The organism is Paucilactobacillus vaccinostercus DSM 20634 (genome assembly GCF_001436295.1).
Taxonomy (GTDB): domain Bacteria; phylum Bacillota; class Bacilli; order Lactobacillales; family Lactobacillaceae; genus Paucilactobacillus; species Paucilactobacillus vaccinostercus.
In genome coordinates, this window is the sequence record NZ_AYYY01000011.1 from 50724 (window position 1) to 68979 (window position 18256).

The following is an 18256-nucleotide window of genomic DNA, read 5'->3' on the forward strand; positions in this document are numbered from 1 at the left end:
TACAAATGCCTGAATTACCAGAAGTAGAGACGGTCCGCCGAGGACTATTAAAAATTGCCAAAGGGCGGAAAATTGCTGCGATCGATATTCACTATGAAAAAACAATTACCAATGAAAATATAGCGTGGTTCAAAGAGACCTTGATTGGTGCAACTATTGTGAATGTGGATCGACGCGGGAAATACCTTCTTTTTCGTTTTGATAATCAAATGACAATGGTTTCTCATTTACGAATGGAAGGTAAGTATTATAATTTACCCGAAGATGGAGAAATTCATAAGCACACCCATGTAGTTTTTCACTTAGATGATGACACAAAATTGTGTTATAGTGATTCTCGCAAATTTGGTCGAATGACGCTGGTTAAAAATGATGAGGCTTTGCAAGTGGCCGGACTGAAAACCATTGGGCCAGAACCAACGGCTGAAACACTGACGGTGGAATATCTACAGAAAATTATGCATGCTAGTCGTCGTGAGATAAAACCCTTTTTGTTGGATCAAAGTAACGTCGCTGGGCTGGGCAATATTTATGTGGACGAGGTTCTTTGGATGAGCAAAATCCATCCCAAGGAGCATGCCAATTTAGTATCAGATGAACAGATTGAACAACTTAGAGACAATATTATTCAAGAACTGGCAGTGGCAACCGAACATCATGGTACTACCGTTCATTCATATACTAATGCGTTTGGTAATGCAGGTGAGTTTCAGAATCATTTGCATGCTTACGGAAATGCTGGCAAGCCGTGTGAACGTTGTGGCACACCGTTTAAAAAAATAAAGGTAGCCCAACGGGGGACCACTTATTGCCCGCACTGCCAAATATTAACGGAGAATGAAAATGACTAAGGTATTAGGGCTGACCGGTGGAATCGCAACCGGCAAGTCAACTGTTAGTCGTGTTTTTGAAGAGTACCACATTCCGATTATTAGTGCAGATGAAGTTGCCCGACAGGTCGTTGAACCTGGAAGTGTGGCCCTAAATGAAATTCAAGCCCAATTCGGTCAGGTTTACGTTAATGATGACGGGACGCTTAATCGTCAGTTGCTGGGAACTTTAGTGTTTGGAAACTCGCAAAAATTAGATTTGTTGAATCAAATTATGCAACCTAAAATTCGTGCAGAAATTCAGCGACAAGTTGCGACACTAAAACAGAGAAAACCTAAACTGATTGTATTGGAAATTCCGCTGTTGTTTGAACAGCATGGAAATCAATTGGTGGATATTACGATGGTGGTTAAGGTGGCTCGTCAAGTGCAATTAGATCGTTTAATGGCCAGAAATCAGTTAAGTCAGCATGAAGCACTAAATCGAATTCATAGTCAGATGTCACTGGCTGAAAAGATAAAGCGGGCAGACGTTGTTATCGATAATGCCGGTACAGTTGAACAAACCCGCGAACAAGTGGTAAAATGGCTTGAAAACTATAAGTTTATATAATGTTATAAAATATTGACGGGAAGTGAACTAAATGCATTGCCCACATTGCCATCATAATAACTCGCGAGTAATTGATAGTCGGCCAACGGAAGATGGCCGGTGTATTAGAAGACGCCGCGAATGTGAAAATTGTGGATTCCGGTTCACAACATTTGAAAGATTTGAAGAAACACCATTATTGGTGATCAAGAAAAATGGTAATCGGGAAGAATTTAATCGAGATAAGTTATTACGCGGCCTTGTCCGGTCTGCCGAAAAACGACCATTGAGTATGGAAAAACTAACTGAAATTGTTGGAAAAGTAGAGAATAAAGTTCGCGGTCTCGGTGAAAATGAAGTCAGTAGTCAAGTTATTGGTGAGTTTGTAATGAACGAACTGAAAGATTTGGATGAAATTGCCTATATTCGTTTTGCCAGTGTTTATCGACAGTTCAAGGACGTTAGTGCCTTCATGGATGAACTTCAGGGAATTATGGGACAACATCATGATAAATAATCGAAGGGGGAATCGTTGTGACAAAGGTAGACGATACGGTTAAACCACAAACTGGGTTGATCGTTTGCTTAGCTGCTGATTACCGCACGTTCTCTCAATCGACATTAGTTGAATTTTACCAACCGATCATGGGAGCGAATGCTTTTGCGCTCCTTTTTGCGTTAAAAAATGCGGTTACTGAGCATCCGACGCTTTCTTCACGTCTTGCTCATACTAGGCTACTCGATCAACTCGGATTTGATATTACTGAATTAGAAAATGCTCGTCGTCGGCTAGAAGCACTGGGATTATTGAGGACGTACGAGACAACAGATCAGATGGGAACAGTCGTTGTCTACGAACTTCAATCAACTCAGACACCTAAGTCATTTGTTAATGACGATTTGTTGAGTGTGTTGTTGCTTGAAGCCATTGGAGAAACTAAGTTTGATGAACTGGTTAAATCTGTGACGAAATATTCAATGGATGTGAGTCAACTGACAGAAGCAACTAAAACTTTTCTGGATACGTTTCATGTCAATGCTAGTCAGATCACCGACTCACCAAGTATTATTCGTGAAAGTCGAGAACAGTTTGTGGTTAGTCAACCACGATCAAGTCATCAGATTCCGGCCGTTGATTTTGATTTTAAATTATTGACACAGTTGCTGGACAAGCAACCCATCAGTAATGAGGAAATTAATAAACATCAGACGTTGATCCGGACTGAACACGTCATGTATGGAATCGATGAACCGCAGATGGCCCGACTTATTATGGAGAGTACGGATCTAGTTAATAATGAGTTGGATGAACAGCGGTTCAAAAAAGTAATTTCAACCAATTTTCAGATGCAGCATTCTGATGAGAGCAAAACGTCCAAAGACACCGTGGCTCCGGACACTCAATTGACAGCTAATACATCAAAAACTGATCTCACGAGCAATGAGAAACAACTGATTAAGGCCTGTGAAACCTATACTCCCAATGATTTTTTACAAATCCTTATTGGGAAAAAGGGCGGATTTGTGCCTCGGAGTAGTGAGAATGCGCTCCGAAACTTAATTGAACGAGATGTTTTAAGCAAAAGTGTCATTAATATGTTGATCTATTACGTTATCCAAGAACGTAATAACACATCGTTATCACAAAATTTTATCGACACGATTGCCTCGGGGTGGTTACAGGCCCAGGTGACGACCGCTACCGAAGCATTGACGCAGATTAAAGAATTTTCGAACCGTGGAAGCTCTACCAATTCCGGTGAAAAAGCTAAGCGTACCCGATATGTGAATAAAAAGAGCGGACAGGTTCGTGAAACACTCCCAGATTGGGCCCAAGAAGGGTACCAACATCAGAGCAAAAAGGTTTCTGAGGATGAAGTTTCCAAGATTAAAGCACAACTACAAGCCATGAAACAGCAACAGGAAAGTGAGGAATAACGATGGAGAGTATCGGTGATGTGATTCAAAAACGACTCAAAAATCGTAATCTCGGTCCCGCGTATGAGAAATTAATGAAATCAGTCTATGATGATTCGGATGTTCAAGCATTTTTGACGGCGAACCAGGCGGTATTGGATAAAACAAGCATTGAACGTGGTGAAGCCAAACTATATGAATTTGTAAATGAAAAACAAAAAATTGCCAAGGGTGAGCCAACATTTGCGCCGGGATATGAACCTGTGTTAGTTGTGAGCAACCAACTGATTGATATTTCATACAAACAAACGAAGGCGTTTCAGGCCCAGCAGCAAGCTAGTCAGATGAAGCAGCGGGTTCACTCGATCAGTATGCCCAAATTAGTGAAGCAAGCGACATTTGAAAAATTTGATTTTGATGAAGAATCGCGAGTCAACGCTCTCAAAAAGGCAATTGACTTTGTTGATCAGTACCGTGAACATCCTGATGTATTTCATCCGGGACTGTACTTATATGGCAATTTCGGGGTTGGAAAGACTTATTTATTAGGTGCGATCGCGAATGAACTAGCAAAATTCAATATCACGTCGACAATGCTTCATTTTCCAAGCTTTGCGGTTGAAATGCGCAATTCAATCGGGACGGATGAACGAACGGCAGATAAGCTGAATTCTATTAAGCAAGCTAATATTCTTATGCTTGATGATATTGGGGCAGATTCAATGTCCGCATGGATTCGGGATGATGTTTTAGGTGTAATCCTAGAATATCGAATGCAAGAAGAACTACCAACATTTTTTAGTTCTAATTTTGATATGGCAACGTTTGAAAAAGAGCATTTAGCGGTTACGACAAAGGGTGATGTAGAAGCGCTTAAAGCTAAACGGATTATGGAGCGGATTCGGTTTTTATCTCGAGAAGTCACTATGGCTGGCGATAATCGACGTCCGAAGTGAAATTTTAATGTTGACAGTTTTGAATGAACTTGGTATGATATAAAAGTTGAAAGATTAAAGCAGAAGCACCCGCTTCTCGCCTTAGTGATCGGAATCGCTGGGCTGATGAGATGAAATGAATGTGGTTGAGCAATTAACTGCATCGGCGGGGTGTGTATGCACCGCGCCTTTTTGCTACGTCTTTCGCTAAAAATTTTGGAGGTGTGTTGCTATAGCTCAAGATATGATAGTCAATAACGGCATTCGTGCTCGCGAATTACGACTAATTGATGCCGATGGAAACCAGTTAGGTGTAAAAAGTAAGCAAGATGCGTTGAAGATGGCTGAAAGTGCTGAATTGGATCTTGTATTAGTTGCTCCTAAGGCTAAGCCTCCCGTTGCTCGGATCATGGATTACGGAAAGTACCGTTTTGAAATGCAGAAGAAACAACGGGAAGCTCGTAAGAAGCAAAAGGTTATTTCAGTGAAGGAAGTTCGCTTGAGCCCAACCATTGATACGAATGACTTTAACACTAAGTTAAAGAATGCTCGTAAGTTCTTAGGCAAGGGCGATAAAGTACGAGTTTCAATTCGTTTCAAAGGTCGTGCAATTACGCATAAGGATATTGGTCGTAATGTCCTTAACAAGATGGCTGAAGCAACGAAGGATGTTGCAACAGTTGAACAACATCCAAAAATGGAAGGTCGTAGCATGTTCTTAACATTAGCTCCGATCTCTGATAATTCAAAAAAATAAAGAGAAGGTAGGATAATAGTTATGCCAAAAATGAAGACTAACCGTGCTGCTGCAAAGCGGTTCAAGAAAACTGCAAATGGTGGATTAAAGAGTGCCAATGCTTATACAAGTCACCGTTTCCACGGCAAAACAAAGAAGCAACGTCGTCAATTGCGTGGCCTTAGCATGATGGACAAGACGAACGTTAAACGTTACAAGAAGCTTATCCAAGCTTAATCATAAATTTTTATTTTTAGATAATTTAGGAGGATACCACAATGCGAGTTAAAGGTGGAACAGTTACACACGCACGGCGTAAACGTGTTTTAAAATTAGCGAAGGGTTACCGTGGCGGTAAGCACCGTCTCTTCAAAACTGCTAAAGATCAAGTTATGAAGTCATATGCTTACTCATTCCGTGATCGTAAGACAAAGAAACGTAATTATCGTCAACTTTGGATTACACGGATCAATGCTGCAGCACGGATTAACAACATCAGCTACAGCAAGTTAATGCATGGCTTAAAATTGGCTAATATCGATATTAACCGTAAAATGTTGGCTGATTTAGCCGTTAACGATGCAGCTGCATTTACTGCATTAGTTGATGAAGCTAAAAAAGCAAGCAAATAGTAATTAAGTTAAAGTGAGATTAGGGCAATTTGATTTGTTCTAGTCTCATTTTTTAGGTATTAAAGTTTGAATGGGTGGCTTGTTAACCGTATAATTGATGTGAATGTATTTTACATGCGGTACCACCCTAATTATTTTATTGGAGATAGTTCATGATTAGTGTATTTAAACCAACTTGGATGGTCAATTCGGTCTATTCAATTTCACCTGAACAACTTAAGCAACACGGTATTAAAGCTGTATTTACCGATTTGGATAATACCTTAATTGCTTGGAACAATCCAGATGGTACGCCGGAACTTCGTCAGTGGATGAAGTCGTTAGCCGATGCCGGAATTCCGTTAATTGTGATTTCAAACAATAGTTATAAACGGGTTAAACGGGCCACGGCCACATTAGACTTACCATTTATTTCTCGGGCGTTGAAGCCACTAGGGTTTGGCATTCGGCGTGCGCTGAGAAAATTAGGGCTGCATCAAGAGGAAGTTGTCATGGTAGGGGATCAGCTTATTACCGATATGGTGGCCTCAAATAATGCGGGGGTAAGAAGTATCTTGGTTAAACCGCTGATTCAAAGTGATGCTTGGAATACTAAACCTAATCGTTTTTTTGAGATTTTTCTAAAACGGCAGTTAAAACATAAATATCCAACGTTAAGTTGGCAGGAGGATTTGAATGACTGAAACATTAAGCAATGACGAAAAATTAATTTGCATCGGCTGTGGTGCGACAATTCAATCGGATGACCCAGAACAAATTGGGTACACACCAAAGTCTGCAGTAGAAAAGGGAATTGAAAACGATGAATTGTATTGTCAGCGTTGTTTTCGGCTTCGGCACTACAACGAAATTGCACCCGTATCATTGACCGATGATGATTTTTTGCGATTGCTCAATCAAATTCGAGATGCCAATGCACTAATTGTGTATGTCGTTGATATTTTTGATTTCAATGGTAGTTTAATTCCCGGATTGCATCGTTTTGTAGGTGATAACCCAATTCTTCTAGTTGGTAACAAGGAGGATTTGCTACCGAGATCATTACGACGGACGAAGTTGATGGACTGGATGCGTCAGCAAGCTAATTTGGCTGGTATCCGACCAATTGATGTTACGCTGGTATCCGCTAAACGCAATCATCAAATCAGCGATTTGCTAGAGTTAATTGAAAAATATCGTGCTGATCGGGATGTGTATGTTGTCGGGGTTACCAATGTTGGGAAATCAACATTAATTAATCAGATTATTAAACAAACGACAGGTGTCAAAGAACTAATCACGACGTCGCGATTCCCTGGAACAACACTCGACAAGATCGAAATTCCATTGGATGATGGTAAACAATTAGTGGACACGCCAGGGATTATACATCCTGATCAGATGGCCCACGTCCTTCCGGCAGGCGCACTCAAATATGTTGCACCGCAAAAGGAGATTAAACCGCGCACATTCCAATTAAATGACCAACAGACGATCTTTTTGGGAGGCGTTGCACGATTTGATTATGTTCGTGGTCCTAGAAATGGGGTTGTGGCCTATTTTGACAATAATTTGAATTTACATCGAACGAAGTTGGGCAATGCGGATGAGTTTTATAAAAAACATGTCGGCGGTTTACTAACGCCACCGGCTGAAAATGCAGTGACTGACTTTCCACAACTAGAACGGCATGAGTTCCATTTAACAAGTAAGAGCGATTTAGTGATTGAAGGACTCGGATGGATTACGATTCCCGGTGATACGACTGTAGCTGGCTGGGCACCTAAGGGTGTATCAGTAGTTGTCCGTAAAGCAATGATTTAAGAATTGAGGATTATTAATGAAATTACGTGGAAAACAAAAACGCTTTTTAAGAGCACAAGCACATCATTTTCGGCCACTTTTTGCGGTTGGAAAAGGTGGTCTATCAGAAAACTGGCTTGCACAGTTGGATGGTGCGTTGGATAAACGAGAATTGATCAAAATTAATATTTTACAAAATGCCGATGTGACGGCTAGTGAAGTAAAAGAATTTATTGAAAGTAATACAGGCATCCAAGTTGTGCAAATTATCGGTCGGGTACTCGTTCTCTTCAAGGTATCAGATGAAGAAGAACGGCGTGATTTATCGACAAGAGTTAGCAAAATTTAGGAAGTGGTAGGAATGAAAACTCAAGCGGATACGATTGTTGAGCCGCAAACAGTGGTTCAAGTTGACAGAAAAGATCGTCGTAAGCGGATCGGCCTATACGGTGGGACGTTCAATCCAATTCACACTAGCCACTTGATCGTTGGAGATCAGGTGGGAAATGCATTGGGATTGGATAAAGTAATGTTCTTACCAGATGTTGTTCCACCGCATGTTGACACAAAATATGCAATTGATCCTCAACTAAGAGTTGAAATGATTCGACTTGCCATTCAAGATAATCCGTTATTTGATATTGAACTGGCGGAAATTGAGCGCGGCGGTGTGAGCTATACGTATGATACGGTTGTGGCTCTCAAGAAGAAACACCCCGATGTTGATTATTACTTTATAATTGGTGGAGACATGGTTCAATATTTGTCAAAATGGCATCGAATTGATGAACTATCAAAATTGGTAACCTTTGTGGGGGTTCAGCGTCGAGGCTTTGAAACTGAAAGTAAGTATCCGGTTGTTTGGGTTGATGTTCCGATGATCGATATTAGCTCTACTGATATTCGGCAACGAATTAAAGAGGGCCAGTCTGTTCGCTATTTTGTGCCAGATTCCGTTATTCACTTCATAAAGGAGCATCATTTATATTTTGAGTAATCAAGAGTTAGAATATAAAGAAAATATTATTCCAATGTCTCGGCAGGAACTACTTGAGATTTTACGCAATCACTTACGTGAAGCACGTTTTCAACATGTACAACGCGTCGAGTCAACTGCGATTGAACTGGCTAAACAGAATAATGTGAATGTTGAGAAGGCAAGCATTGCCGGACTGATTCATGATTATGCGAAGCAGCGGCCAGACACAGATTTCAAGATGGTAATTATTAAAAAGAAAATGGATCCTGAATTATTGAAGTATGGGAACGCAATCTGGCACGGATTTGTCGGTGCTGAAATGATTAAAGATGAGCTGCACGTCTGGGATGAAGATATTCTTAATGCAGTTCGACATCACACTACTGGTGCCGCCCTCATGTCACCATTGGAACAGGTAATTTACATGGCTGACTACATCGAGCCTGGCCGACAATTTGACGGAGTCGATAAAGCCCGAAAAGTGACGAAGGCTAGTTTAACTGATGGCGTGGCTTTTCAGACAAAACAAACATTACAGTATTTAATTGAAAACGATCGGCTGGTCTACCCAAAAACCATTGAGACTTATAATGCATGGGTAGCTGGTCATGGAGGTAAGGATGGAAAGTAAAGAAATTTTAGAATTAGCTGTTAAAGCGGCTGATAGCAAGCGTGCTGAAGAGATTATTGCACTAGATGTTTCGGAAGTGAGTGTGATGGCGGATTATTTTGTAATTATGGATGCTAACTCAAAGCGTCAAGTACAAGCAATTGCAGAGGCCGTTGTTGAACAGGCTCATAAGAATGACATTGTCATCAAAAGTGTTGAAGGTAAGCAAGCAGGCAACTGGGTGCTTGTGGACCTAGGTGATGTTATCGTGCATGTATTCCAAAAAGATCAACGACAATTTTACAATTTAGAAAAATTATGGTCGCAAGCACCAATGGTTAATATTGATCAATGGGTCGAGGCATGATTTATTCTAGTTTTGCAAAATTGTACGACGATTTATTCGATGAACAAATGTATGTCGATTGGCAGCAGTTTGTTGAAAAACATATTTCTAAAACGACTAGTTCCGTCCTTGATCTAGCAGGCGGAGCCGGTCGTTTAGCCGTATTGTTAGCGAAGACAGGCTTAGACATGACAGTGGCAGATTTATCCAGTGAAATGTTAAGCCTTGCACGGCAACATGCTGAGGATGCCAATTGTACAGTTGATCTGCAACAGGTGAATATGTTGGATTTGTCTGATATGGGGCAGTTTGATGCAGTTACCTGTTTTGCAGATTCGTTTTGTTACTTGGATAATTTAGATGAAGTGACGCTTGCGTTTAAGCAAGTTAAAGCTCACCTAAATGATGCGGGCGTATTTCTTTTCGATGTTATTACGCCGTACCAAACGGATACTATCTATCCTGGATATATGTATAATTATGAAAGTGAAAATCAGGATACTGCCTTTTTGTGGCGCAGTTTTGGTGATTCTGAATGCGAACATGGTGTTGTTCATGAACTAACCTTTTTTAATCAACTTCCCAATCAGGATGTGTATGAACGATTAGCCGAAGAACACTATGAAAGAACATATGAGCTGAAGCAGTATCTTCAGGCTTTAAAAAAAGCCGGTTTTAATCAGATTGAAGTGAGTGCTGATTTTGGTAGAAGTGAGATTGGATCAACGACAACTAGATGGTTTTTTGTTGTTCGTTAATCAATTTGAGTTGGAGAATGAGAAATGAAGGCAGTTGGCGTTGTAGCTGAATATAATCCGTTTCATAATGGACACCACTATCATATTAATCGAGCTAAAGAAATAAGCCGAGCAGATATTGTAGTTGCTGTAATGAGTGGAAATTTTACGCAACGAGGTGAACCAACCATTCTTGACAAGTGGCATCGGGCTCAGGAAGCTTTAGCTAATGGTGTGGATTTGGTGGTTGAATTGCCGCTTGCTTTTTCGGTGCAACCAGCCCACTTGTTTGCAAGTGGCGCCATAACAATGATGACCGAATTGGGAATTCAATCAATGGTTTTTGGTGCAGAACACGCGGAATGGGATTTTGATAAGTTGGTTAGAGCTGAATCAAAATTCAAATCTAATCAGTTCGATCGTTATAATGCGACATATGCGACTGTGTTTAATGAACAATTACAAGAGGCCACTGGTGTACAACTCACAGAGCCTAATGATATTCTTGCTTTCGGTTACTTTAAGGCACGGTATGAGCAGGCTGCACCACTGGATCTTATTCCAATTCGACGATTGGGTACGCACTATCATGATTTACAGATTAATGAACAGCGCCAGATTGCAAGTGCCAGTGCAATTCGCGAATCTGTGAAAGATCGACGAAATAACTATCAGACGGTCGTACCTCAACGGACAATCAATGACTTGGCGGAATTGAATGGTGTTGCCGATTGGAATGAATTATATCCTTATTTACGATACCAACTCATTCAAGCGCCAATTAAGACACTTGGAACGATTTATCAGATGGCTGAAGGGCTTGAGTTTAGAATGAAAGCAGTCGCAGAAACGGCCGAAAATTTTGATGAGTTCATTCATGAAGTTAAGACTAAAAGATATACGTATTCACGATTGATTCGAGTCTGTTTGTATGTGCTGCTACAAATTACAGATGCCGAAATGAAAGCACATTTTGAAAGCCCATATATCCGTATTCTGGGATTTAATCGACATGGCCAAACATATTTACATGAAATTAAGAAACAAGCAACAGTTCCAATTGTGGCTCGAATGAATCGAGAACTGAAAAATGGCCTTGCTAATCTAGATTATCGTGCGGGTAAGATGTATGAACAGCTTAACCGTACCGAATTACAGGACATGCGTCGGCAACCAATTATTCAAGATTAGCACTGGGTGTCAAGGAAAAAACATTGACAATCAAAATACAGCCGCGTATACTTAAACGTGTTGCATTAGGAGGAAGTACAGATGAAATGGTCATTAAATGAACTACAACGGTATCAGGATGAACCACTTCAGCTTGATCGTACGTTAGATCTAAATGCGCTATTTACCGAACGGTTTCCTGAGGATATCTTAGGTGCGGATCCCGTTAAAATTAAGGGATATCTAAGCTATGAAAAAGGCGATGTTATGGTTACTGTGTCAGTTGATACGGTACTGACTGTGCCATCGACGCGTTCGCTACAGCCGGTTAAGTTACCGATTTCGTTTAAGTTTACGGAGTTTTATCTCGATGATGAATCTCATCTTGAACGTTATGATGGTAGTGAAACGGTAATTGTATTGGATGAGGATGAGCCACTTGATTTAGATCAGGCGGTTGCTGAGAACATTGTTTTAGAGATTCCAATGCAAGTTCTGTCTGATGATGAAAAACAAGATGATGCAACGTTCCCCGCTGGCAATGGTTGGGAAGTTATATCTGAAAGTGAATATGAATCGCAGAAGACAGAGCCTAAAAAAGTTGATCCACGTCTTGCTAAGTTAAAAGAATTATTTCCTGATCAGGAGCATGATAATGATTAGCAGACTTATTATTAGTGGACAAATTTATATGAAGGAGGTGGCATAATGGCTGTCCCAGCACGTAAGACTTCAAGAACAAAACGTGACATGCGTCGTGGTCACATTAAACTTAATGTACCTGGTTTGACTCCTTGTCCAAACTGCGGTGAACTACGTAAGTCACACATGGTATGCCCAAGTTGTGGGTATTATGATGGTAAGCAAGTAGTTGACACAAACAAGTAATTATTTAATTTAAAACGATATTCATGGCGCCGGACCTGAATATCGTTTTTTTATGTTGTTATATAAAAAGCTTACTAAAATAGCAGATGGGCAAAATATCGTTTTGTCCGTCTGCTATTTTCATTGGGGAATCAAGGTGTAGGTGATTAAATAGCTAATGTCGAATCTCAATCTAGTGTCGATCGTGAAATACAATCAAAATAAAAAAAGGCCTTTCGGCCTTTTCTATTTTGATTAAAGTGACATGTCAACGACTTCACGACCAACAATTTTGCCGGCTTTCATTTCATCAATGATATCATTAACTTCGCTCAACTTACGAGTGTGAACGATTGGGTGAACTTTACCTTCAGCACCAAATTGGAAGGCTTCAGCTAAATCTTGACGAGTACCAACAAGTGATCCAGCCACTTGGATACCATCTAGAACGGTCTTAGCGATGTTAAGCTCCATGTTACCTTGAGGGAGGGCAACAGCAACCAAACGGCCATCAGGACGCAATGAATCAACGGCTGCAGTGAAGGCACTTGCATTAACTGCAGTAACTTGAGCATTGTTGACACCGCCGACTTTTTCTTGGATTTGTTCTGCAACATTTCCATCGTGACGGTTAATTAAAACATCGGCACCTAATTTTTCAGCAGCAGCCAACTTGTCAGGGTTACCATCAACAACGACAACATGGGCACCGAAAACATTTTTAGCATATTGAATAGCCAAGTTACCAAGGCCACCAGCACCAACAACTGATACCCAGTCGCCAGGCTTAGTATTACCAACTTTTAAAGCCTTGTACATTGTGACACCGGCACAAGTAATTGAGCTGGCTTCAACAGGATCTAAACCATCTGGAACTTTAACGGCATAGTTGGCGTCAACGATACATTGCTGTGCCATGGCACCATCAACCGTGAAACCAGAATTACGGACGTTACGGCAAAGTGTTTCACGTCCTGTAAGGCAGTATTCACAGTGGCCACATCCACCATAGAACCAAGCAACTGATACACGATCACCGATTTTTAGGTTTGTAACACCGGCACCTAGCTTGCTGACGCGTCCAACACCTTCATGCCCAATTACGCGACCAGGGAATTTACCAAAATCACCATTAGCAACGTGAAGATCAGTGTGGCAAAGACCACAATATTCAATATCTACAAGTGCTTCACCATGTTCGAGGGGACGGAGCTCCTTTTCAATAATATCAACATAACCATCAACTGAGTCACGCACAACAGCAGCTTTCATTGTTTTAACCTCTTTCAGAATTAGAATTTATATCCTCACTAGATATATTACACGTAGAGCTTAGCAAATTTTTTCATTATTTGCAAGTGAAATTCTACACATTTCGGAAAAATAAACCGGTTTATTTCCCTTGTGTAGTTGATTTAGCAACAGTTCAACTATTAATCGTTGATTCACATAATTAGGACGTTGTTATCTGTATCACTTATTTTTATAGGTAAAAGAAATGCAAATTATGAAAATAGCTCTGATATCCTATGTTTGGTTAGGTAATTATGATAGAATATTTAATGTATGTGAAAAATAATTAGTATAAATTAAAGAATCAAGAAGTAGGAGTGAAAGACTCATGAGTAGAATTTTAATAATTGAAGATGAAGAAAATTTAGCACGTTTCGTAGAACTTGAATTGCAGCATGAGGGTTATGAAACAGATGTTGAATTAGACGGACGCGCTGGGTTAGATGCAGCGTTGGAACAAGATTTCGATGTAATTTTGCTAGATTTGATGTTGCCAGAATTGAACGGTATTGAAGTAGCACGACGGGTACGTGAAGTGAAAAGTACTCCTATTGTAATGATGACAGCACGTGATTCAGTTATTGACCGTGTATCTGGTTTGGACCATGGGGCAGATGACTATATTGTTAAACCATTTGCAATTGAAGAGCTGTTGGCGCGGGTACGAGCATTGTTACGGCGGATTCATATCGAAGGTGGGGGCAATGAAACGCCTAAAACAACCGTCACTTACCGCGATTTAACAATTGAAAAAGAAAACAGGGTAGTTCGTCGCGGCAAAGATGTTATTAACTTAACGAAACGTGAGTATGAACTTTTACTTATCTTGATGGAAAATGTGAATGTCGTCATGTCACGAGATGTATTGTTAAAACGTGTTTGGGGTTATGAATCGCAAGTTGAAACTAACGTTGTTGATGTCTATATTCGTTATCTACGAAACAAAATTGATCGTGCCGGTGAAAGAAGCTACATTCAAACTGTACGTGGTACGGGATACGTTATTCGGTCATAATAAATCGTAAGCGGGGAAATGTGCTGTGAATTCTACTAAAAAGAAGACAGCCGAATATAGAATGTCCCTAAAAGTTAAGTGGGCTCTCGGAACGGCCATCGGGGCATTACTAATTTTTGCGCTGCTAACATTTGTGTTGTTTCAATCTTTCACGAGTGATCTTTTAAAACGAGAACAGACTTCTGTTAATCAGTCATTAGTGTCTGTTGAGCGACGGTTATCTGACAGTCGTGCGGATGAGTTAACTAGTAGCCATGTACGCAGTCTAGTAAGATATAGTGATGGCCTAGCTGACAAGTCGACTGATGATCAGAGTGCCAAGGGAATCATCAATGGACTCAGTATTTCAGACTTGTCAATTGCAGTTTACAATTTGAATGGAAAACTCGTGTTCTCAACTGATCACGCGCCATCAACAGATAAAATTGTTGATCATAAAAAAATTCAAACGGTTAAAAAGGGATCTCATAAAAATATTGTTGGGACGATGCCGGTAACCAGCAGCAGATCCGATCATCCGAAAATTGGTTATGTCCGAGTAACCAGCAGTTTAACCGGATATTATCAAGTCACGCACCGCTTGTTCCTAATTTCGGTCCTAGTGTTAGTACTTGTTGTGATAGCCAGTGGCCTTTTGGGGTATGTGCTCTCGTATTTTCTTTTGCGGCCAATTGATGAAATTCATGATACGTTGACTGCCATTCGTGATGATCCAACTGATAATCAGCGTGTTCCAAAGATGCATCGACGTGATGAATTATCTGACCTCGGCGAAATGTTTAATGAAATGTTGGATCGGATGCAGCGTTACATTGAGCAGCAGTCCCAATTTGTTGAAGACGTTTCGCATGAATTGAGAACGCCTGTGGCGATTATTCAAGGACACATGGAAATGCTGAATCGGTGGGGAAAAGATGATCCCAAGGTCCTAAGCGAATCATTGGATGCATCCCTTAAAGAAACCAAGCGGATGCAGGACTTAGTTCAGGAAATGCTAGACTTGAGTCGTGCTGAGCAGGTTGAAATTAATTTTAGGGATGAAAAGACAGACGTCGGCGAAGTTGTACACCAAGTATTTAATAATTTTCAAATGATTCATCCAGATTTTGCGTTCACGCTGGATGATGATTTGAAGGAACCCACGGTGGCCAAAATTTACCGAGATCACTTAGAACAAATTTTAATTATTCTTTGTGATAATGCCGTCAAGTATTCTACGGAACGCAAAGAGATTCATTTATCATTGTCACGTAACCTTAATCAGGTCGAAATAGGGGTACAGGATTTTGGTGAAGGTATTTCTCAAGATAACATGGATAAAGTCTTTAACCGCTTTTATCGCGTGGATAAAGCGCGGAGCCGGAAGAAGGGAGGTAATGGATTAGGATTATCCATTGCCAAACGACTCATTGAAGGCTATCGTGGTAGCATTGCTCTTGAAAGTTCTGCGGGATATGGATCGTTATTCAAAGTTACTTTTCCAGTAATACAGGAAAATATTAAAAGTTTAGACGATTAGAAAATTTATTACAGGTTGTGTCAATAAGTGGCATAACCTTTTTATATACATAAAAGGCTCTCACAAACATACACATTTGTGAAAGCCTTTATTAATATCGGACACTATTAGTCTCGATGTTGTTGTTTACCTTGATTACGATTGCGGTTATTTTTGTGCGTTGATTCATCATTACTATCCGAATGTGGATTGGCAAGGGCTGTTTTTGCTGCTTCTGTTGAATCTGCGGCCGGAACAACGACTTTTGGTTTAACGACCTTTGGTGGGTTCTCTTTGAGTTGCTTTTCGATGTTTCGTCTAATATGCGGCCGATAAAGATTAATAATTAGTGACTGAATGATTCCGAAGAGCCCGCCAATGAAGAAGTAAATGCCAAGTCCGGCAGATGATGACATGGTGAAAAATAAAATCATTACTGGACTAATAAACATTGCCATCCGCATTTGTTTCTTTTGATCTTCGGGAACGCCAAGCATAGATACCCAAGCCTGAACTAAATAGGCAACGAATGATAAAATTGCAAAAATGATACTTGGGCTACCAAGTTTAACGCCCATAAATGTTGCGCTTGAAAGATCTGGCGAGTAGCGAATTGCGGCATACAAGGCAGCGAATACTGGCATTTGTATTAAGAGTGGTAAACAGCCAATTCCACCCGTCATACTAATACCATTTTCACGGTAGAGAGCCATCATTTCTTGGCTAATTGCAGCTTGCTCTTCAGGTGTTTTGGCTTTTTTCTGACGTGCTTGAATATCACGCATTTGTGGGCCAACCATCGCCATTTTTTCTTGCTGAATAGTTGATTTCTTCATTTGACTAATCATTACTGGTAGTAAAATCAGTCGAACGACAAAGACGATCACGATGATTGACCAACCATAGTTACCGCCGAAAAAGTTGGCAAGCCATTCCATAAGATGCTGAGTTGGTTTAGCTAAATCGTCATAAATCATGCCATAAGGCTTACCGTTTTTAGTGCGAACACATCCGCTTAGTAACAATGCTAGGACTGTTACCGCGGAAATGAGTGAAATTTTCTTATTCTTCATCTAATTCATCAAATCCTTTTACCCTTATTATTAATAATCATAAACGTATTAAACTATACAGTAGTTGCTGTTGAAAAGCTACTAACTTCGATAACTATTAGCAGTGATACGGTACTATTCAATATAAAATGTGTGGTACGCTTGTGGAGTTGCTGTTGTCACTTGAAGATTTTTGACGTGTGCGAATGGAATGGGGCCTTGGTTAATAAAGTCTATAAATTCATCGATGACAAGTTCTGCCCCTTCGACTTCTATGTAAACACTACCGTTTGCTTGATTACGGACTTTACCACCAAGCTCAAATTCGCGGGCTTTTTTGGCCACTGCCCAGCGGAATCCAACTCCCTGAACGATGCCAGAAGCAATTATTTTGACTGCCTTCATTTTTTTCACCTTCTTATTAGGAACAATCTGTTATAATTGAGGTCGCATTGGAGTGATAAATTTGGAAAAAATAACATCTGTGCATAACCAGCACGTTAAAGATTGGAAAAAATTACAGACTAAGAAACAACGAAAAAAAACAAATACCTACCTATTAGATGGATGGCATTTGGTAGAAGAAGCAATTAATGCCGGCAATCAAATTGTGGCCTTAATTGCAACTGAAGAGCAATTGGCTTTGCATGACGATATTGTAACACGAGAGTTTCCGATTTATGAAGTTACAAATGAAATCATGGCGACAATTACGGATACCGTTTCACCACAGGGAATTGCGGCAGAAGTTGAGTTGCCGGGAGATCGATTTACAAAACCTGAAACTAGCCATGGCGCCTGGCTATTTTTAGATCGTGTCCAGGACCCGGGGAATATCGGCACAATGATTCGAACTGCCGATGCAGCTGGTTTTGCCGGAGTTGTGGCCAGTCAAAAAACTGCTGATTTATTCTCTCCAAAGATTGTACGAGCAATGCAGGGGAGTCAATTTCACTTACATCTTAGACAGGGTGATTTAGTTGATTGGATAACGTTATTTAAAACTGAGGGTCATCCTGTCTATGGCACTCAGCTGAACCCGCAGGCGCTTAATTTTCGTGAAGTAACACCTGTAGAAGATTTTGCGTTAATCATGGGCAACGAAGGCCATGGTATGGACGCGACTACGCTTAACGAAACGACAGCCAATCTTTACATTCCGATGAACGGTCAAGCTGAATCTTTGAATGTTGCAATTTCAGCTGGCATATTGATGTTCCAACTCAACCAAAAGATTAAATAGTTTTAAATTTAAATGAGACAAT

At 40.4% G+C, this 18256-nt stretch carries 24 protein-coding genes; 21 read left to right on the plus strand and 3 right to left on the minus strand.

The genetic code is table 11. The features are described from left to right. Positions 1–5 precede the first annotated feature (5 nt). From mutM to rpmF, 18 genes are all read left to right on the plus strand, one after another. Positions 6–851, plus strand: coding sequence for a bifunctional DNA-formamidopyrimidine glycosylase/DNA-(apurinic or apyrimidinic site) lyase (gene mutM / locus FC26_RS03320; RefSeq protein WP_057777796.1), 846 nt, complete (start codon positions 6–8; stop codon positions 849–851). Beyond that, positions 844–1443 (plus strand): dephospho-CoA kinase, encoded by a 600-nt coding sequence (gene coaE / locus FC26_RS03325; protein ID WP_057777797.1) that lies wholly within the window; start codon positions 844–846, stop codon positions 1441–1443. Before mutM ends, coaE begins: the two co-directional genes overlap by 8 nt. Positions 1444–1474: 31 nt before the next feature. Then, positions 1475–1939, plus strand: coding sequence for a transcriptional regulator NrdR (nrdR, locus tag FC26_RS03330; protein ID WP_057777798.1), 465 nt, complete (start codon positions 1475–1477; stop codon positions 1937–1939). Between the two features lie 17 nt (positions 1940–1956). Next, positions 1957–3360: a replication initiation and membrane attachment family protein gene (locus tag FC26_RS03335; protein WP_057777799.1), complete on the plus strand. Its 1404-nt coding sequence runs from the start codon at positions 1957–1959 to the stop codon at positions 3358–3360. 2 nt (positions 3361–3362) lie between these two features. Beyond that, positions 3363–4295: a primosomal protein DnaI gene (gene dnaI / locus FC26_RS03340; protein WP_057777800.1), complete on the plus strand. Its 933-nt coding sequence runs from the start codon at positions 3363–3365 to the stop codon at positions 4293–4295. A 223-nt stretch (positions 4296–4518) separates the two neighbouring features. Continuing rightward, positions 4519–5031 carry a translation initiation factor IF-3 gene (gene infC, locus FC26_RS03345; RefSeq protein WP_083483736.1) on the plus strand — a complete coding sequence of 171 codons (513 nt, stop codon included), beginning with the start codon at positions 4519–4521 and terminating at the stop codon, positions 5029–5031. Between the two features lie 21 nt (positions 5032–5052). After that, positions 5053–5247 carry a 50S ribosomal protein L35 gene (rpmI, locus tag FC26_RS03350; protein WP_057777801.1) on the plus strand — a complete coding sequence of 65 codons (195 nt, stop codon included), beginning with the start codon at positions 5053–5055 and terminating at the stop codon, positions 5245–5247. A gap of 41 nt (positions 5248–5288) precedes the next feature. Then, positions 5289–5642: a 50S ribosomal protein L20 gene (gene rplT, locus FC26_RS03355; protein ID WP_057777802.1), complete on the plus strand. Its 354-nt coding sequence runs from the start codon at positions 5289–5291 to the stop codon at positions 5640–5642. 152 nt (positions 5643–5794) lie between these two features. Beyond that, a complete protein-coding gene (locus tag FC26_RS03360) occupies positions 5795–6325 on the plus strand; it encodes a YqeG family HAD IIIA-type phosphatase (protein WP_057777803.1) in 531 nt (176 codons plus the stop codon). Then, the gene (yqeH, locus tag FC26_RS03365; RefSeq protein ID WP_057777804.1) at positions 6318–7445 is read left to right on the plus strand and encodes a ribosome biogenesis GTPase YqeH; all 1128 of its coding nucleotides are present in this window, start codon (positions 6318–6320) and stop codon (positions 7443–7445) included. The genes FC26_RS03360 and yqeH overlap by 8 nt, the downstream gene beginning before the upstream one ends. A gap of 16 nt (positions 7446–7461) precedes the next feature. Further along, positions 7462–7773: a ribosome assembly RNA-binding protein YhbY gene (yhbY, locus tag FC26_RS03370; protein WP_057777805.1), complete on the plus strand. Its 312-nt coding sequence runs from the start codon at positions 7462–7464 to the stop codon at positions 7771–7773. Positions 7774–7785: 12 nt separating this feature from the next. Beyond that, positions 7786–8421, plus strand: a complete 636-nt coding sequence (locus FC26_RS03375; protein WP_057777806.1) for a nicotinate-nucleotide adenylyltransferase — start codon at positions 7786–7788, stop codon at positions 8419–8421. A gap of 34 nt (positions 8422–8455) precedes the next feature. Then, entirely contained in the window at positions 8456–9034 is a 579-nt protein-coding gene (yqeK, locus tag FC26_RS03380; RefSeq protein ID WP_057777857.1) for a bis(5'-nucleosyl)-tetraphosphatase (symmetrical) YqeK, read from the plus strand. Beyond that, on the plus strand, positions 9024–9380 hold the full coding sequence (gene rsfS / locus FC26_RS03385) for a ribosome silencing factor (protein ID WP_057777807.1): 357 nt from the start codon (positions 9024–9026) through the stop codon (positions 9378–9380). Before yqeK ends, rsfS begins: the two co-directional genes overlap by 11 nt. Then, on the plus strand, positions 9377–10117 hold the full coding sequence (locus FC26_RS03390; protein WP_057777808.1) for a class I SAM-dependent DNA methyltransferase: 741 nt from the start codon (positions 9377–9379) through the stop codon (positions 10115–10117). Before rsfS ends, FC26_RS03390 begins: the two co-directional genes overlap by 4 nt. 24 nt (positions 10118–10141) lie before the next feature. After that, positions 10142–11287 (plus strand): nucleotidyltransferase, encoded by a 1146-nt coding sequence (locus FC26_RS03395; protein ID WP_057777809.1) that lies wholly within the window; start codon positions 10142–10144, stop codon positions 11285–11287. A gap of 81 nt (positions 11288–11368) precedes the next feature. After that, entirely contained in the window at positions 11369–11929 is a 561-nt protein-coding gene (locus FC26_RS03400) for a YceD family protein (protein WP_057777810.1), read from the plus strand. 45 nt (positions 11930–11974) lie between these two features. Further along, positions 11975–12154 (plus strand): 50S ribosomal protein L32, encoded by a 180-nt coding sequence (gene rpmF / locus FC26_RS03405; RefSeq protein WP_057777811.1) that lies wholly within the window; start codon positions 11975–11977, stop codon positions 12152–12154. A 234-nt stretch (positions 12155–12388) separates the two neighbouring features. Here rpmF and adhP read toward each other — a convergent pair whose 3' ends face one another. Further along, positions 12389–13405, minus strand: coding sequence for an alcohol dehydrogenase AdhP (gene adhP / locus FC26_RS03410; protein ID WP_057777812.1), 1017 nt, complete (start codon positions 13403–13405; stop codon positions 12389–12391). 349 nt (positions 13406–13754) lie between these two features. On the opposite strand from adhP, the gene FC26_RS03415 reads away from it, so the two are divergent. Then, positions 13755–14441, plus strand: a complete 687-nt coding sequence (locus tag FC26_RS03415; RefSeq protein WP_057777813.1) for a response regulator transcription factor — start codon at positions 13755–13757, stop codon at positions 14439–14441. A 61-nt stretch (positions 14442–14502) separates the two neighbouring features. Next, a complete protein-coding gene (locus FC26_RS03420; RefSeq protein WP_057777814.1) occupies positions 14503–15960 on the plus strand; it encodes a HAMP domain-containing sensor histidine kinase in 1458 nt (485 codons plus the stop codon). A gap of 107 nt (positions 15961–16067) precedes the next feature. On the opposite strand, the gene yidC is transcribed toward FC26_RS03420, so the two are convergent. Further along, a complete protein-coding gene (gene yidC, locus FC26_RS03425) occupies positions 16068–17012 on the minus strand; it encodes a membrane protein insertase YidC (RefSeq protein WP_057777815.1) in 945 nt (314 codons plus the stop codon). Between the two features lie 114 nt (positions 17013–17126). Continuing rightward, positions 17127–17396, minus strand: a complete 270-nt coding sequence (locus FC26_RS03430; protein WP_057777816.1) for an acylphosphatase — start codon at positions 17394–17396, stop codon at positions 17127–17129. 61 nt (positions 17397–17457) lie between these two features. Here FC26_RS03430 and FC26_RS03435 point away from each other — a divergent pair, with 61 nt between their 5' ends. Beyond that, positions 17458–18234, plus strand: coding sequence for a TrmH family RNA methyltransferase (locus FC26_RS03435; RefSeq protein WP_057777817.1), 777 nt, complete (start codon positions 17458–17460; stop codon positions 18232–18234). The last annotated feature ends 22 nt before the right edge of the window (positions 18235–18256 follow it).

Coding starts and splice junctions, on each gene's coding strand:
- mutM (WP_057777796.1), top strand. CDS start 6: ATGCCTGAATTACCAGAAGTAGAGACGGTCCGCCGAGGACTATTAAAA.
- coaE (WP_057777797.1), top strand. CDS start 844: ATGACTAAGGTATTAGGGCTGACCGGTGGAATCGCAACCGGCAAGTCA.
- nrdR (WP_057777798.1), top strand. CDS start 1,475: ATGCATTGCCCACATTGCCATCATAATAACTCGCGAGTAATTGATAGT.
- dnaI (WP_057777800.1), top strand. CDS start 3,363: ATGGAGAGTATCGGTGATGTGATTCAAAAACGACTCAAAAATCGTAAT.
- infC (WP_083483736.1), top strand. CDS start 4,519: ATGATAGTCAATAACGGCATTCGTGCTCGCGAATTACGACTAATTGAT.
- rpmI (WP_057777801.1), top strand. CDS start 5,053: ATGCCAAAAATGAAGACTAACCGTGCTGCTGCAAAGCGGTTCAAGAAA.
- rplT (WP_057777802.1), top strand. CDS start 5,289: ATGCGAGTTAAAGGTGGAACAGTTACACACGCACGGCGTAAACGTGTT.
- FC26_RS03360 (WP_057777803.1), top strand. CDS start 5,795: ATGATTAGTGTATTTAAACCAACTTGGATGGTCAATTCGGTCTATTCA.
- yqeH (WP_057777804.1), top strand. CDS start 6,318: ATGACTGAAACATTAAGCAATGACGAAAAATTAATTTGCATCGGCTGT.
- yhbY (WP_057777805.1), top strand. CDS start 7,462: ATGAAATTACGTGGAAAACAAAAACGCTTTTTAAGAGCACAAGCACAT.
- FC26_RS03375 (WP_057777806.1), top strand. CDS start 7,786: ATGAAAACTCAAGCGGATACGATTGTTGAGCCGCAAACAGTGGTTCAA.
- yqeK (WP_057777857.1), top strand. CDS start 8,456: ATGTCTCGGCAGGAACTACTTGAGATTTTACGCAATCACTTACGTGAA.
- rsfS (WP_057777807.1), top strand. CDS start 9,024: ATGGAAAGTAAAGAAATTTTAGAATTAGCTGTTAAAGCGGCTGATAGC.
- FC26_RS03390 (WP_057777808.1), top strand. CDS start 9,377: ATGATTTATTCTAGTTTTGCAAAATTGTACGACGATTTATTCGATGAA.
- FC26_RS03395 (WP_057777809.1), top strand. CDS start 10,142: ATGAAGGCAGTTGGCGTTGTAGCTGAATATAATCCGTTTCATAATGGA.
- FC26_RS03400 (WP_057777810.1), top strand. CDS start 11,369: ATGAAATGGTCATTAAATGAACTACAACGGTATCAGGATGAACCACTT.
- rpmF (WP_057777811.1), top strand. CDS start 11,975: ATGGCTGTCCCAGCACGTAAGACTTCAAGAACAAAACGTGACATGCGT.
- adhP (WP_057777812.1), bottom strand. CDS start 13,405: ATGAAAGCTGCTGTTGTGCGTGACTCAGTTGATGGTTATGTTGATATT.
- FC26_RS03415 (WP_057777813.1), top strand. CDS start 13,755: ATGAGTAGAATTTTAATAATTGAAGATGAAGAAAATTTAGCACGTTTC.
- FC26_RS03420 (WP_057777814.1), top strand. CDS start 14,503: ATGTCCCTAAAAGTTAAGTGGGCTCTCGGAACGGCCATCGGGGCATTA.
- yidC (WP_057777815.1), bottom strand. CDS start 17,012: ATGAAGAATAAGAAAATTTCACTCATTTCCGCGGTAACAGTCCTAGCA.
- FC26_RS03430 (WP_057777816.1), bottom strand. CDS start 17,396: ATGAAGGCAGTCAAAATAATTGCTTCTGGCATCGTTCAGGGAGTTGGA.